The sequence below is a fragment of the Pseudomonas sp. P7758 genome, from assembly GCF_013386485.1.
Taxonomy (GTDB): domain Bacteria; phylum Pseudomonadota; class Gammaproteobacteria; order Pseudomonadales; family Pseudomonadaceae; genus Aquipseudomonas.
The window spans coordinates 16,654-30,734 of sequence record NZ_JACARS010000014.1 but is presented as its reverse complement, the minus strand read 5'-3'; the positions used below and the strand labels follow the sequence as shown (position 1 = coordinate 30,734).

Below are 14,081 nucleotides of genomic sequence, written 5' to 3'. Positions count from 1 at the left end.
GATCACTCGTCGAGGAAGGAGCGCAAATGCTCGCTTCTCGTCGGGTGGCGCAGCTTGCGCAGCGCCTTGGCTTCGATCTGACGAATCCGCTCACGGGTAACGTCGAACTGCTTACCAACCTCCTCAAGGGTGTGGTCGGTATTCATGTCGATGCCGAAGCGCATGCGCAGTACCTTGGCTTCACGGGCAGTGAGGCCGGACAGTACGTCGCGAGTCGCTTCTTTCAGGCTCTCAACGGTAGCAACATCGATTGGCGACTGCATGGTCGAGTCTTCGATGAAGTCACCCAGATGGGAGTCTTCGTCATCACCGATCGGGGTTTCCATGGAGATCGGCTCTTTAGCGATCTTCAATACCTTGCGGATTTTATCCTCAGGCATTTCCATGCGTTCGCCCAACTCTTCCGGGGTCGGTTCGCGACCCATTTCCTGCAACATCTGCCGGGAAATACGGTTGAGCTTGTTGATCGTCTCGATCATGTGCACCGGAATACGGATGGTGCGGGCCTGGTCGGCGATCGAGCGAGTGATCGCCTGACGGATCCACCAGGTGGCATAAGTCGAGAACTTGTAGCCGCGACGGTATTCGAACTTGTCCACCGCTTTCATCAAGCCGATGTTGCCTTCCTGGATCAGATCGAGGAATTGCAGGCCACGGTTGGTGTACTTCTTGGCGATGGAGATCACCAGACGCAAGTTCGCTTCAACCATCTCTTTCTTCGCGCGGCGGGCCTTGGCCTCACCGATCGACATGCGACGGTTGATGTCCTTGATCTCGGCAATCGTCAGACCGGTTTCAGTCTGCAATGCAGTCAGCTTCTGCTGGCAACGAACGATGTCGGCCTGGAAGCGACCAATGGCTTCAGCGTATTTGCTTTTGCCTTTGGCCAGAGCGTCGGTCCAGCTTTCGTCGACTTCGTTGCCCGGGAACTGGCGCAGGAAGTCGGCACGCGGCATGCGCGCATCACGGACACAGAGCTGCATGATCGCACGCTCTTGTGCACGCAGACGCTCAAGGGCGCTACGAACCCGCTCAACCAGGCCTTCGAATTGCTTCGGTACCAGTTTGATCGGCATGAAGAGTTCAGCCAGGGCCAGCAATTCAGCAGTTGCCTGCTTGCTGCCGCGACCGTGCTTCTTCAGGGCCTTGCGAGCCAGTTCCATCTGATCGGAGACCGCGCCAAAGCGCTGGGCTGCGATGATCGGATCCGGACCGCTTTCGACTTCTTCTTCGTCATCGGTGCTGGCTTCAGCTTCGTCGTCGTCGGTGTCGTCGTCTGCTTTCGCAGCCTTGGCATCGATCGGTGGCGGAATTTCAGCCGCAGGTGGCGCAATGCCGTCGTCCGGGTCGATATAACCGCTCAGGACGTCGGACAGGCGGCCACCTTCGGTGGTGACGCGAGTGTACTCGGAGAGAATGTGGTCAACCGTGCCTGGGAAGTGCGCGATTGCGCCCATCACTTCACGGATGCCCTCTTCGATACGCTTGGCGATTTCGATTTCGCCTTCACGTGTCAGCAGCTCTACCGTACCCATTTCGCGCATATACATGCGCACAGGGTCAGTCGTGCGACCGATGTCGGTCTCGACCGCTGCCAACGCGGCGGCTGCTTCTTCAGCGGCTGCCTCGTCGGTATCGGCGTCGGCCAACATAAGGGCGTCCGCATCCGGAGCACTCTCGTGTACGGGGATCCCCATGTCATTAATCATGCGGATGATGTCTTCCACCTGCTCTGGATCTGAAATATCCTCAGGCAGGTGGTCGTTGACCTCTGCGTAAGTCAGATACTTCTGCTCACGACCAAGGGTGATCAACTCTTTGATACGAGACTGCTGTTGCGCTTTTCCGGACATAACACCCTATCCACTGAAGGTCTTGGCGGGCAAAAAACAAGCCGAGGATTATACCCGAGCTATGACCTCACACGCCAGCTGAGGTCGGGTTTGATGCGGAAACATTGCGACTTAAAAGGTCGCGCAGTTGATTTTTCTCTTCGGCGGTCAATTCACTCTGACGCGCTTTTCGAAGAAGTTGTTCCAGGTTTCGCTCGCGTTGACGAGCTACCAAGCTAGTAATGGTGTCGAAAAACTGTTGTTCAAGGTTATCGCCATCAATCAGCCATTCCTTTTCTGCCAATGCCTTCAGCAAACGGCCCTGTTCGGTGCCGTGCCAGCGTGCAATCAGCTGGAATGAGTTTAGCTTAGGATTCTTCTGTACGGCTTCGAGCAGGGCCACCAACAGTTGCGTATTGGTGTGGTCTTCGGCCGCAAAGTGCCCCGCATCCTCGACTTTTTGTGCCAGTTGCGGGTGGTGCAAAAGTGTACGCAGGGCTGCCATGGTGGGCGGCTCTACTGCTGCTGGGACGCGTGGGCCGCGCGGTTCGTCACGGTCACCGCCACGTTTGCCATTTTTGTCCCAGGGTTTCTTGTCCCATTTCTTGCCGCCGGCGCCGGGTTTCTTCGGTGTCCACTCCTGCTGGGGCGTGTAGGCCTCCTGCGGTTGGTGGAAGTCGGAATAGTCCGGCATGGCGTCGTAATCCATGCCCGGGTCGTAGGCCGGCGGCGCCTCTTGCGGCGCGCTGCGGGCCAGCTGGCTGACGGCCTCGCCACTCAAGCCGGTGATTTCCAGCAGGCGCTGGCGCATCAGGGTGCGCAGGTTGGCGCCCGGAACCTTGTCGATCAGCGGTGCCGCGAGGGTGACCATGTGGGCCTTGCCTTCGAGGGAGCGCGGGTCGGACTCTTCGGTCAGTTGCTGGAAAAAGTAATCGGCCAGCGGTTGTGCGTGTTGGTTGATGCGCGCGCGGAACGCGTCGGTGCCTTCGGAGCGGACCAGGGTGTCCGGGTCTTCACCTTCGGGCAGGAACAGGAAGCGTGCGCGCCGCCCGTCCTGCAGGCTCGACAGGGTCGACTCAAGGGCACGCCACGCTGCGTTGCGGCCGGCCTGGTCGCCGTCGAAGCAGAACAGTACGTTGGGCACTACGCGAAACAGGCGCTTCAAGTGCTCTTCGCTGGTCGCGGTGCCCAGGGTCGCCACGGCGTTGCGCAAGCCTTGCTGGGCCAGGGCAATCACGTCCATATAGCCTTCAACCACGATGATTTCGTCGAGGTTGCGGTTGTTCTTGCGCGCTTCAAACAGGCCGTAGAGTTCCTGGCCTTTATGAAACACCGGGGTTTCCGGTGAGTTCAGGTATTTGGGCTTGTCGTCCCCCAGCACCCGGCCGCCGAACGCGATGATGCGGCCGCGGCTGTCGCGGATCGGGAACATCACGCGGTCGCGGAAGCGGTCATAACGCTTGCCGGTCTCGGCGTTTTCCACCAACAGGCCGGCGTCGATCATGGCTTTTTGCTGCAGGGTGTCGCTGCTCAGGTGCTTGTACAGGTTGTCCCAGCCCGGCGGGGCGAAGCCGAGGCCGAAGTCGCGGGCGATTTCACCGGTCAGGCCGCGGCCCTTGAGGTAATCGACGGCGGCTTTGCGCTGCGGGTGGCTTTTCAGTGCCTGGCGGTAAAAGTCGGCAGCAGCGGTAAGCAGCGGGTACAGCGGCGAATCGGTGGGTTGCCGCGGTTTGTGCGGGCGGCCACTTTCTTCGCGGGGGATTTCCATGCCGGCGGCTTTCGCCAGTTCCTCGACGGCCTGGGGGAAGTCCAGGTTGTCGTGGTCCATGATGAAACCGAGGGCGTTGCCGCCAGCGCCGCAGCCGAAGCAGTAGTAGAACTGCTTGTCGGGGCTGACGCTGAACGACGGAGTCTTTTCCTTGTGGAACGGGCAGCAGGCGGTATAGTTCTTGCCGGCCTTTTTCATCAGCAGGCGCGAGCTGACAACATCGACGATGTCGGTGCGGTTCAGAAGGTCGTCAATAAAGCTCTGGGGAATTAGCCCGGCCATGGCGTTCTCGTCATCACTGCGTGTAAAAGAGGGCCCGCAAAGTGCTCAAGGCGCGCGTGTTGTGCGGCTCGATCTACTGTCGTCTGCTTGGTCTGTCAGGAAGTGTATCTGCCGAACATTCACTGACGTTAGTTCCGATCAGTGCCCGGCGTAGAAATGTTGCCCGGGAGTCCGGTCTTGGCCATGTGGGGGCCTCGGAAGCTCATCGGTGGGCGCAGCCGACCTGTTGATCGCCTGTTAAAAAATAAGTGTGCTCGTCAGTAGCCTTGTTAGGCTCGTCAGAAGAGACGTGCACCGCTGGCAAAAGAGCCAGTCCTGACGTGTGAAGCAGTTCGTTTCAGTCGCGTGTGCGGCGTCAACGGTGAAGCATCAAGCGATATCCGCAAATGCCAACAGCCCGGCTGAGGGCCGGGCTTGGCAGAAGCTTGCTACGAACGTCTGTGTATTAGTACAGACGAACGGCGCGGCGCTGCTCGCGCTGAACTTTCTTGGCGTGACGCTTAACAGCGGCTGCTGCTTTACGCTTACGCTCAGAAGTTGGCTTCTCGTAAAATTCGCGGCTACGAACTTCAGCCAGAACACCGGCTTTTTCGCAGGAGCGCTTGAAACGACGCAGAGCTACGTCGAAGGGTTCGTTCTCTTTTACTTTGACGGCTGGCATCCAGAGCTACCTTCTTTCATTACCGGGAATCAACGTTCTCGTCGCAAAAAATTCGCGGCTGAGGTCGTCGGTTTTTAAGGGTTGCGGATGTTAACCCCTCATTGCCCGGAATGCAAAGCCTCTGATCGAAAACCGCTAGTCGGGAGGGGGAGTGGCGACTATTATGCGCGCCTTCGAATTCAGCCTCTACAAGGCGCAAACCCATGCTAGTTCTGGGATTAGAAACCTCGTGCGACGAAACCGGTGTCGCACTTTACGACAGTGAACGCGGGCTTTTGGCCGACGCACTGTTCAGTCAGATCGACCTGCATCGCGCCTATGGCGGCGTGGTGCCGGAGCTGGCCAGCCGTGATCATGTGAAACGCATGCTGCCATTGATTCGCCAGGTGCTGGACGAGGCCGGCTGCGTGCCGACCGAGATCGACGCCATTGCCTATACCGCAGGCCCCGGATTGGTCGGAGCCCTGCTGGTTGGGGCCTCTTGCGCCCAGGCGCTGGCATTTGCCTGGGGCATTCCGGCCCTTGGTGTGCACCACATGGAAGGCCATTTACTGGCACCGATGCTGGAAGAAAACCCGCCAGCGTTCCCGTTCGTCGCTTTGTTGGTTTCAGGCGGCCATACGCAGCTGGTTCAGGTCGACGGAATCGGTCAATACACGCTGCTGGGCGAAAGCCTGGACGACGCTGCCGGTGAAGCTTTCGACAAGACTGCGAAGATGATGGGCCTTAATTATCCGGGCGGCCCGGAAATCGCCCGCTTGGCAGAAAAAGGCGTTCCGGGGCGCTATACCTTCCCGCGCCCGATGTGCGATCGCCCTGGCCTGATGTTCAGCTTCAGCGGCCTGAAAACCTCTGCCCTGAACACCTGGCAGCAGAGCGTCAGCGCCGGAGACGACAGTGAGCAAGCCCGTTGCGACATCTCGCTGGCGTTCCAGCAGGCCGTGGTGGAGACTTTGACCATCAAGTGCAAGCGGGCCCTGAAGCAGGCGGGCATGAAGCGCCTGGTGATCGCGGGCGGCGTCAGCGCGAACAAGGCGCTGCGCAGCTCCCTGGAGAAAATGCTCGGCGACATGAAGGGCGACGTGTTTTATGCGCGTCCCGAATTCTGCACCGATAACGGTGCGATGATCGCCTATGCCGGTTGCCAGCGTTTGCAGGCCGGGCAGCATGAAAGCCTGGCAATCAGCGTGCAGGCGCGCTGGCCGATGGAGCAGTTGCCGCCGCTGTAACGGGCGAACGTGAGCCGGGTTCACCGGGCGTATTTAAAAATGCCGTTCGCGCCCGGCAAACAGGTCGCGTAAATTGCCCCGGTGGCGCCAGACGATCAGCAGCGTGAGCACGCTCATCGGCACCAGCGCCTCCGGCTCCTGCCACGCCAGCAACGGCAGGGTCAGGGGCGTGGCGATGAGGGCGGCCAGCGAGCTGGTGCGTGTCAGGTAGAACGTCAGCAGCCAGGCCAGGATGGCCAGCAGCGCCGCCGGTGGGTAGATCCCCAGCAGCATGCCGGCCGCCGTCGCAACGCCTTTGCCGCCGCGAAAGCGAAAGTACAGCGGGAACAGGTGGCCGAGCACCGCGCAGACGCCGATCCAGGCTTGCTGTTGCAGCGAGAGCCCGGCGAGATCGGCGATCAGCACCGGCAGCAGGCCCTTGCAGACGTCGCCGAACAGCGTGAGTACGGCGAGTTTCTTGCCGGCCAGGCGCAACATATTGGTGGCGCCGGCATTGCCTGAGCCACTCATTCGCGGGTCGGGATTTCCCGTCAGGCGGCTGAGCAAAATGGCGAAGGACAGCGAGCCGAGCAGGTAGGCGAGAGTCGCCAGTAACCAAAACATGCTAACTATTCCGGGCGAGGACGCCCTGATTCTAACGGGGCATCGCGCCCTTGTCGTGCAGCGGAGAAGAGTGCTTGGACAGAGTGTTTATCGAAGGCCTGGAAGTCGACACCGTGATCGGGGCCTACGACTGGGAGCGCGGTATCCGGCAATGCCTGCGTCTGGACCTGAGCTTCGCCTGGGATAACCGCCCGGCCGCTGCCGGTGATGACCTGACCCTGGCGCTGGATTACGCGAGCGTGTCCGCGCGGATCCAGGCCTTTGCCGAGCAGGCGCAATTCCAGCTGGTGGAAACCTTCGCCGAGCGCCTGGCTGAAGTGTTGATGAGTGAGTTCCAGATTCCCTGGCTGCACCTCAAACTGACCAAGCCCGGCGCCGTACCGGCCGCCAAGGGTGTGGGCGTGGAGATCGAGCGCGGATGTCGCTAACTCAGGTTTACCTTGGTCTTGGCAGTAACATCGAGCGTGAGGCCCATTTGCACGCTGGCCTTGATGCGCTGGCGGGTTTCCTGACGCAGATGCGCTGTTCGCCGGTGTTTGAAAGCCAGCCTGTGGGCATCAAGAGCGGGCCATTCTTCAATCTGGTGGTGTCGGCGTATACCGACCTGCCGTTGATGGAGCTGGACCGCCGGCTGAAATTCATCGAGGCCGACAATGGCCGCTACGCCCCGGATCGCAAAGGCTTGCCGCTGGACATCGACGTGCTGCTGTATGGCGAGCTGGTGGGTAACTTCGATGGCCTGATCCTGCCCCGGGCCGAAATCCTGAAGAACGCGTTTGTGCTGTGGCCGCTGTCGTTGATGGCGCCGCAGCGTGTGCATCCTGAGGTGGGCAAGTCATTTGCCGCGCTGTGGCAGGATGCACACATTGACCAGGTACTGGCGCCGGTCGCGTTCGAATGGCGGGATCAGCCGTTGACGCCGGACTCGCTCTTGTAGGCTTTTAGCGCCTTGAGCCGTTCGCGTTTCAGCGCTTCGCCCAGTTCGGGACCTTTGTAGCCTTGTTCCAGTAGCGGTGCGACGGCCACACCTCTGGCCGCCAGCGCCGCACCGCGCAAATAATCGGCTTGTGGATAACTTCTCTGCTCAAGGCCCTTGCGCCCGCGGGCGTCCATCTCGCATGCCACCACAAACTCTTCAAAGCGTTGCGGGCGACGGTAAACGTCGAAGCTTTGCAGCAACTCCAGCAATGTCGAGGGCCTCAGCTCCAGTGCGCGGTGGCCGTGGGTGTGATATTCGCCCACCAGCAACGCCAACTCCTGGGAATCCCTTGGCACCTTGAAGCGTTCGTTCATCGCCTTGATCAGCTTCACGCCGCGTTGCTCATGAGCGATGTGCTGCGGCAACTTATCCACAGGCGTGAGCCCCTTGCCCAGATCGTGCAGCAGGCAGGCCCAGCGGACGGTCAACGGTTGGGCATGGATGGCTGCCTGTTCCAGCACGCTCAATGTGTGCACGCCGGTATCGATTTCGGGGTGATGGGCCTCGGGTTGCGGCACGCCAAACAGTGCGTTGATTTCCGGCATCAGGGTTTTCAGGGCGCCGCAATCGCGCAGCACCTGGATAAACACCTGTGGCTGGTTTTCCATCAATGCGCGGGAAATCTCCTTCCAGCTGCGTTCGGGCGTCAAGGCTTCCAGTTCGCCCGACGCGCTGAGTTCGCGCATCAGTTCCAGGGTTTCGGGCGCTACCGTAAAGCCGAGGCCGGCATAGCGCGCGGCAAAGCGGGCAACGCGCAGGACACGCAGTGGATCTTCGGCAAACGCCGGGGAAACGTGACGCAGAATGCGTGCGTCCAGATCCTGCTGGCCGTGATAAGGGTCGGTCAGGTGGCCCGCGTCATCCTCGGCCATGGCGTTGATGGTCAGGTCGCGGCGGATCAGGTCTTCTTCCAGGGTAACTTCGGGGCTGGCGTGAAACACAAAGCCGCCATAACCCCGGCCGCTCTTGCGCTCCGTGCGGGCGAGGGCGTACTCGTCACCATTTTTCGGGTCAAGAAATACCGGGAAGTCCGAACCCACAGGCTTGTAGCCCAGGGCGAGCATTTCTTCAGTGGTAGCGCCGACTACGACACGGTCGATATCGGTAACGGGGATGCCCAGCAGGCGATCACGTACCGCACCACCGACTTTGTAGATTTGCATGAAAAAGCCTCCATTAGCGGCACAGGATAACGCCTGCGGCCCGCCAATGGAGGCTTTGCCGTTTCACAGATGCACGACTGCCAGGTCCAGGCGGCCGTAATCGTTATCGCCGTGTTCGTTGCGGGGCGGAACATGGTGGGTTTTCATCACCTGGTCGCCTTGCAGCGTCTCCAGGTGGATATCGAACCCCCACAGCCGGTGCAGGTGCTTGAGAACCTCCTCAGTGGACTCTCCCAGCGGTTTGCGGTCGTGCTGCTGGTGGCGCAGGGTCAGCGAGCGGTCGCCGCGTACGTCGATGCTGTAGATCTGCACATTGGGTTCGCGGTTGCCCAGGTTGTACTGCGCCGCGAGGGTTTCGCGGATGGTGCGGTAACCCGGCTCATCGTGGATCGCCGGCACCAGCAGGTCGTCCTTGAGGTCGTCGTCCATGATGCTGAACAGCTTGAGGTCTCGAATCACCTGGGGGGACAGGTACTGCAGAATGAAGCTCTCATCCTTGAAGCTGCTCATGGCGAACTTGATGGTCGACAACCAATCGCTGCCGGCAATCTCCGGGAACCAGCGGCGGTCTTCTTCGGTGGGGTGCTCGCACATGCGCCGGATATCGCGGTACATCGCAAAGCCCAATGCATACGGGTTGATACCGCTGTAGTAGGGGCTGTCGAAGCCCGGCTGGAAGACCACGCTGGTGTGGGACGTCAGGAACTCCATCATGAAACCGTCGGTGACCAGGCCTTCGTCATACAGGTCGTTCATCAGGGTGTAGTGCCAGAACGTGGCCCAGCCTTCGTTCATCACCTGGGTCTGGCGTTGTGGGTAGAAATACTGGGCGATCTTGCGCACGATCCGCACGATTTCCCGCTGCCAGGGCTCCAGCAATGGCGCGTGCTTTTCGATGAAATACAGGATGTTTTCCTGAGGTTCGGCGGGGAAGCGCGCATTGTCCTTGTCGTTGTTCTTGCCGGCGCGTTTGGGAATGGTGCGCCACAGGTCGTTGATCTGCTTTTGCAGATGCTCTTCACGGTCCTTCTGGCGCAGCCGTTCTTCTTCGGCGGAAATCGGATACGGGCGTTTGTAGCGGTCGACGCCGTAGTTCATCAGGGCATGGCAGGAGTCCAGCAGGTCTTCCACCGCATCGATGCCGTGGCGCTCCTCGCACTGCATGATGTACTGCTTGGCAAATACCAGGTAATCGATGATCGAGCTGGCATCGGTCCAGGTGCGGAACAGGTAGTTACCCTTGAAGAAGCTGTTATGCCCGTAGCACGCGTGGGCCACCACCAGCGCCTGCATGCAGATGGTGTTTTCTTCCATCAGGTAGGCGATGCACGGGTCGGAGTTGATGACGATTTCGTAGGCCAGGCCCATCTGGCCGCGGGTGTAGGACTTTTCAGTGCTGAGGAAGTGTTTGCCGTAGGACCAGTGGTGATAGCCCAGGGGCATGCCCACGGACGCATAGGCATCCATCATCTGTTCGGCGGTGATCACTTCGATCTGGTTGGGGTAGGTATCCAGGGCATAACCCGCCGCGATGCGGCTGATTTCCCGGTCATAGGCCTGGATCAGTTCGAAGGTCCATTCGGACCCCGTGGATATGGGTTGGCGCTTATGCTCTTTGGCGGTCATGTCACTAACCTGCGCTGGAAGAGTTCACGGAAGACCGGATAGATATCGCCGGCCGAGACCAATTGTTGCTGGGCGAAGGTGTCAGCGAAGGCTTCGCTGATGCGCTCGTATTCGAACCACAGGGCCTGATGCTCGCGCGGGGTGATTTCGACGTAGGTGTAGTACTGCACGAACGGCATGATCTGGTTGATCAGGATGTCGCGGCAGATCGGCGAGTCGTCGTTCCAGTTGTCGCCGTCGGAAGCCTGGGCGGCGTAGATGTTCCACTCGTTGGCCGGATAGCGTTCGGCCATGATTTCCTGCATCAGCTTCAAGGCGCTGGAGACGATGGTGCCGCCGGTTTCCCGCGAGTAGAAGAATTCCTCCTCGTCGACTTCCCTGGCGCTGGTGTGATGGCGGATGAACACCACATCGATCTTGTCGTAGTTACGCTTGAGAAACAGGTACAGCAGGATGAAGAAGCGCTTGGCGATGTCCTTGGTCGCCTGGGTCATGGAGCCGGACACGTCCATCAGGCAGAACATCACCGCTTTGGAACTGGGATTGGGTTGCTTGACCAGCAGGTTGTACTTCAGGTCGAAGGTGTCGAGAAACGGCACGCGATGGATTCGCGCGCTGAGTTTGGCGATTTCGGCTTCAATTTCCTGGATATCGCCGAAGTTGTCCGGCTCTTCGCGTTTCAGGCGTTCCAGTTCCGCCTTGGCATCCCGCAGTTTTGCCCGGCTGCTGCCAGACAAGGCGATACGTCGCGCATGGGCCGAGCGCAGGGTACGGATGATGTTGATCCGTGACGGGTTGCCTTCATTGCTGATCCCGGCACGCACGGTCTTGAAGGTGTCGGTACCGGTCAGGTTGCGTTTGACCAGGTTGGGCAGTTCCAGGTCTTCGAACATGAACTCCAGGAACTCTTCCTGGGTGATCTGGAACACGAACTCATCCATGCCTTCGCCGGAGTTACCGGCCTTGCCCGGGCCTTTGCCGCCCGCGCCGCCCTGGGGCCGCTGGATATGTTCGCCGCTGGTGAATTCCTTGTTGCCGGGATGCACGACGGTCTGTTTGCCGCCCCGGCCGTGGTGCAGCACCGGTTCATCGATGTCGCGTCCGGGGATGCTGATCTGTTCGCCATGCTCCATATCGGTGATGGAACGGCGGCTGACGGCCTCTTCGACGGCCTTTTTGATGTGGTCACGGTAACGCCGCAGGAACCGCTGGCGGTTTACCGTGCTCTTGTTCTTGCCATTGAGACGTCGGTCGATCACATAGCTCATGCAGGAGCCCTCCGGGCAGCTTCAAGTTACAAGCTTCAAGCGGCAAGCTGGAAGCTTAAAGACAAGCGGTCGATTGCCAGGCTGTCCGGCGTACCGGGAGCCTGGCATTGCACGCTTGTCGCTGCCTTACTGCGATTTGCGGACCCGCAAGTACCACTCGGAGAGCAGTCGTACCTGTTTGTCGGTGTAGCCACGCTCGACCATGCGAGTGACGAAGTCGTTGTGTTTTTGCTGATCCTCCTTGCTGGCCTTGGCGTTGAAGCTGATGACCGGCAGCAGATCCTCGGTGTTGGAGAACATTTTCTTCTCGATGACCACCCGCAGCTTCTCGTAGCTGAGCCAGGTAGGGTTCTTGCCGTTGTTGTTGGCCCGGGCGCGCAGCACGAAGTTGACGATTTCGTTGCGGAAATCCTTCGGATTGCTGATGCCGGCGGGTTTTTCGATCTTTTCCAGTTCCTCGTTGAGGGCTACGCGGTTGAGAATCTCGCCGGTTTCCGGGTCGCGGTATTCCTGGTCCTGGATCCAGAAGTCTGCGTACAGCACATAGCGGTCGAAGATGTTCTGGCCGTATTCGCTGTAGGACTCCAGGTACGCGGTCTGGATTTCCTTGCCGATGAACTCGATGTAGCGCGGTGCCAGGTATTCCTTGAGGAAGCGCAGATAGCGCTCGCGGGTTTCAGCCTGGAATTGTTCCTGTTCGATCTGCTGTTCCAGCACGTAGAGCAGGTGCACCGGGTTGGCGGCGATTTCGTGCGGGTCGAAGTTGAAGACCTTGGACAGGATCTTGAACGCAAAACGTGTCGACAGGCCGTTCATGCCCTCATCCACGCCGGCGGTGTCGCGGTATTCCTGGATCGACTTGGCCTTCGGATCGGTGTCCTTGAGGTTTTCGCCGTCATACACGCGCATCTTCGAGTAGATGTTGGAGTTTTCCGGCTCCTTGAGGCGCGACAACACGGTGAACTGGGCCAGCATCTTCAGGGTGTCAGGCGCGCAATGAGCCTTGGCCAGGGAACTGTTGAACAGCAGCTTGTCGTAAATCTTGATTTCATCGCTGACCCGCAGGCAGTACGGCACCTTGACGATATAGATCCGGTCGATGAAGGCTTCGTTGTTCTTGTTGTTGCGGAAGGTGTGCCATTCCGATTCGTTGGAGTGGGCCAGCAGGATCCCGGTGAATGGAATCGCCCCCAGGCCTTCGGTGCTGTTGTAGTTACCTTCCTGTGTCGCGGTGAGCAGTGGGTGCAGCACCTTGATCGGTGCCTTGAACATCTCCACGAACTCCATCAGACCCTGGTTGGCCCGGCACAGTGCGCCCGAGTAGCTGTAGGCATCGGCGTCGTTCTGCGGGAATTCTTCGAGTTTGCGGATATCGACCTTGCCCACCAGTGCCGAGATGTCCTGGTTGTTCTCGTCACCCGGTTCGGTCTTGGCCACGGCAATCTGGTTGAGGATCGAGGGATAGAGCTTCACCACCCGGAACTGGCTGATGTCGCCGCCGAACTCGGCCAGGCGCTTGGTCGCCCAGGGCGACATGATGGTATTGAGATAGCGCCGTGGAATGCCGAAGTCTTCTTCGAGGATCGCGCCATCTTCCGTGGCGTTGAACAGCCCCAGGGGCGACTCGAACACCGGTGAGCCCTTGATGGCGTAGAACGGCACCTTCTCGATCAGTTGTTTGAGTTTTTCGGCCAGGGACGACTTGCCGCCGCCGACGGGGCCGAGCAGGTAGAGGATCTGTTTCTTCTCTTCCAGGCCTTGGGCGGCATGGCGGAAATACGAGACGATCTGGTCAATGCATTCTTCCATACCGTGGAAGTCTTCAAAGGCCGGGTAGCGACGGATCACCTTGTTCGAGAAAATCCGCGACAAGCGCGAATTGGCTGCGGTGTCCACCAGCTCCGGCTCGCCGATCGCCAACAGCAGGCGTTCAGCGGCAGACGCGTAGGCGCTGCGGTCCTTTTTGCACAGTTCGAGATACTCCTGAAGCGAGAGCTCTTCCTGGCGGGTGGACTCGAAGCGTTGTTGGAAGTGGCTAAAAATACTCATGACGTCGTCACCTCGCTCGATACGTGGAGCCGACGCCGGATCAATCAGTCGATGCTGGCAGCCATTGGTGGACACCAATGGCCGTTTTCCCCCCAGAACACCCTGAAACGCTACCGATGACCCGCACGCCGGTGTACCGGCTCTCCCCTGTTTTGGATGGCCTGCGCTTAAGGATAGTTCGGAATCGGGGAGGTCAAGGCGCGATACGAAATTAGTTTGGCCGCGCCGTTCGTCAGAAACGGCGCGAGGCCAAGCGTCACGCGGGATAGCGGGGTTTGAAAAAAATTATTGCGCGTCGCCTGCGGCAATTTCTGCAGGATAGGTCGCACGCCATAGCTCAAAGCCACCGTCGAGGCTATAGACGTCGGAGAAGCCCTGGCTCACCAGGTAGGCGGCGGCGCTTTGGCTGGAGTTGCCGTGGTAGCACGCGACGATGACCGGCGCGTCGAGGTCGGCGGCGCGGATGAAGTCGGCGATGTTGTGGTTGTCCAGGTGCTGGGCGCCACTGATATGGCCGGCGATGTAGGTCGGCTGGTCGCGGATGTCTACAACCACCGCGCCTTGCTCGCGCAGGGCCTGGGCTTGCTCGGGAGGGATACGTTTGAATTCAGTCATGGCGGG

General features: G+C 59.7%; 12 protein-coding genes. 3 read left to right on the top strand and 9 right to left on the bottom strand.

Features of this window, described 5'->3' with window-relative positions:
* Positions 1 to 2: 2 nt before the first annotated feature.
* From rpoD to rpsU, 3 genes are all read right to left on the bottom strand, one after another.
* On the bottom strand, positions 3 to 1,853 hold the full coding sequence (gene rpoD, locus HX873_RS03385; protein ID WP_003211014.1) for an RNA polymerase sigma factor RpoD: 1,851 nt from the start codon (positions 1,851 to 1,853) through the stop codon (positions 3 to 5).
* Between the two features lie 67 nt (positions 1,854 to 1,920).
* Positions 1,921 to 3,882, bottom strand: coding sequence for a DNA primase (gene dnaG / locus HX873_RS03380; RefSeq protein ID WP_177122377.1), 1,962 nt, complete (start codon positions 3,880 to 3,882; stop codon positions 1,921 to 1,923).
* Between the two features lie 445 nt (positions 3,883 to 4,327).
* Positions 4,328 to 4,543, bottom strand: coding sequence for a 30S ribosomal protein S21 (gene rpsU / locus HX873_RS03375; RefSeq protein WP_002551877.1), 216 nt, complete (start codon positions 4,541 to 4,543; stop codon positions 4,328 to 4,330).
* Between the two features lie 203 nt (positions 4,544 to 4,746).
* On the opposite strand from rpsU, the gene tsaD reads away from it, so the two are divergent.
* Positions 4,747 to 5,772, top strand: a complete 1,026-nt coding sequence (gene tsaD / locus HX873_RS03370) for a tRNA (adenosine(37)-N6)-threonylcarbamoyltransferase complex transferase subunit TsaD (protein ID WP_087694726.1) — start codon at positions 4,747 to 4,749, stop codon at positions 5,770 to 5,772.
* A 33-nt stretch (positions 5,773 to 5,805) separates the two neighbouring features.
* Here the strand turns inward: tsaD and plsY are convergent, their stop codons facing one another.
* Positions 5,806 to 6,375, bottom strand: a complete 570-nt coding sequence (plsY, locus tag HX873_RS03365) for a glycerol-3-phosphate 1-O-acyltransferase PlsY (RefSeq protein WP_003211009.1) — start codon at positions 6,373 to 6,375, stop codon at positions 5,806 to 5,808.
* A gap of 74 nt (positions 6,376 to 6,449) precedes the next feature.
* Between plsY and folB the strand changes: the two genes are divergently transcribed.
* Positions 6,450 to 6,803 carry a dihydroneopterin aldolase gene (folB, locus tag HX873_RS03360; RefSeq protein WP_003211007.1) on the top strand — a complete coding sequence of 118 codons (354 nt, stop codon included), beginning with the start codon at positions 6,450 to 6,452 and terminating at the stop codon, positions 6,801 to 6,803.
* Positions 6,794 to 7,312: a 2-amino-4-hydroxy-6-hydroxymethyldihydropteridine diphosphokinase gene (gene folK / locus HX873_RS03355; RefSeq protein ID WP_003211005.1), complete on the top strand. Its 519-nt coding sequence runs from the start codon at positions 6,794 to 6,796 to the stop codon at positions 7,310 to 7,312. The genes folB and folK overlap by 10 nt, the downstream gene beginning before the upstream one ends.
* On the opposite strand, the gene HX873_RS03350 is transcribed toward folK, so the two are convergent.
* The 5 genes from HX873_RS03350 to glpE all read right to left on the bottom strand — a co-directional run bounded on the left by HX873_RS03350 (position 7,282) and on the right by glpE (position 14,075).
* Complete coding sequence (locus HX873_RS03350; RefSeq protein ID WP_177122376.1) at positions 7,282 to 8,517, bottom strand: multifunctional CCA addition/repair protein; 1,236 nt, start codon at positions 8,515 to 8,517, stop codon at positions 7,282 to 7,284. The genes folK and HX873_RS03350 overlap by 31 nt on opposite strands.
* A gap of 63 nt (positions 8,518 to 8,580) precedes the next feature.
* Positions 8,581 to 10,143 carry a SpoVR family protein gene (locus HX873_RS03345; RefSeq protein WP_003211001.1) on the bottom strand — a complete coding sequence of 521 codons (1,563 nt, stop codon included), beginning with the start codon at positions 10,141 to 10,143 and terminating at the stop codon, positions 8,581 to 8,583.
* Positions 10,140 to 11,411, bottom strand: a complete 1,272-nt coding sequence (locus tag HX873_RS03340; RefSeq protein WP_003211000.1) for a YeaH/YhbH family protein — start codon at positions 11,409 to 11,411, stop codon at positions 10,140 to 10,142. The genes HX873_RS03345 and HX873_RS03340 overlap by 4 nt, the downstream gene beginning before the upstream one ends.
* A gap of 126 nt (positions 11,412 to 11,537) precedes the next feature.
* Entirely contained in the window at positions 11,538 to 13,460 is a 1,923-nt protein-coding gene (locus HX873_RS03335; RefSeq protein WP_003210999.1) for a PrkA family serine protein kinase, read from the bottom strand.
* A gap of 285 nt (positions 13,461 to 13,745) precedes the next feature.
* Complete coding sequence (gene glpE, locus HX873_RS03330) at positions 13,746 to 14,075, bottom strand: thiosulfate sulfurtransferase GlpE (protein WP_003210998.1); 330 nt, start codon at positions 14,073 to 14,075, stop codon at positions 13,746 to 13,748.
* Positions 14,076 to 14,081 lie beyond the last annotated feature (6 nt).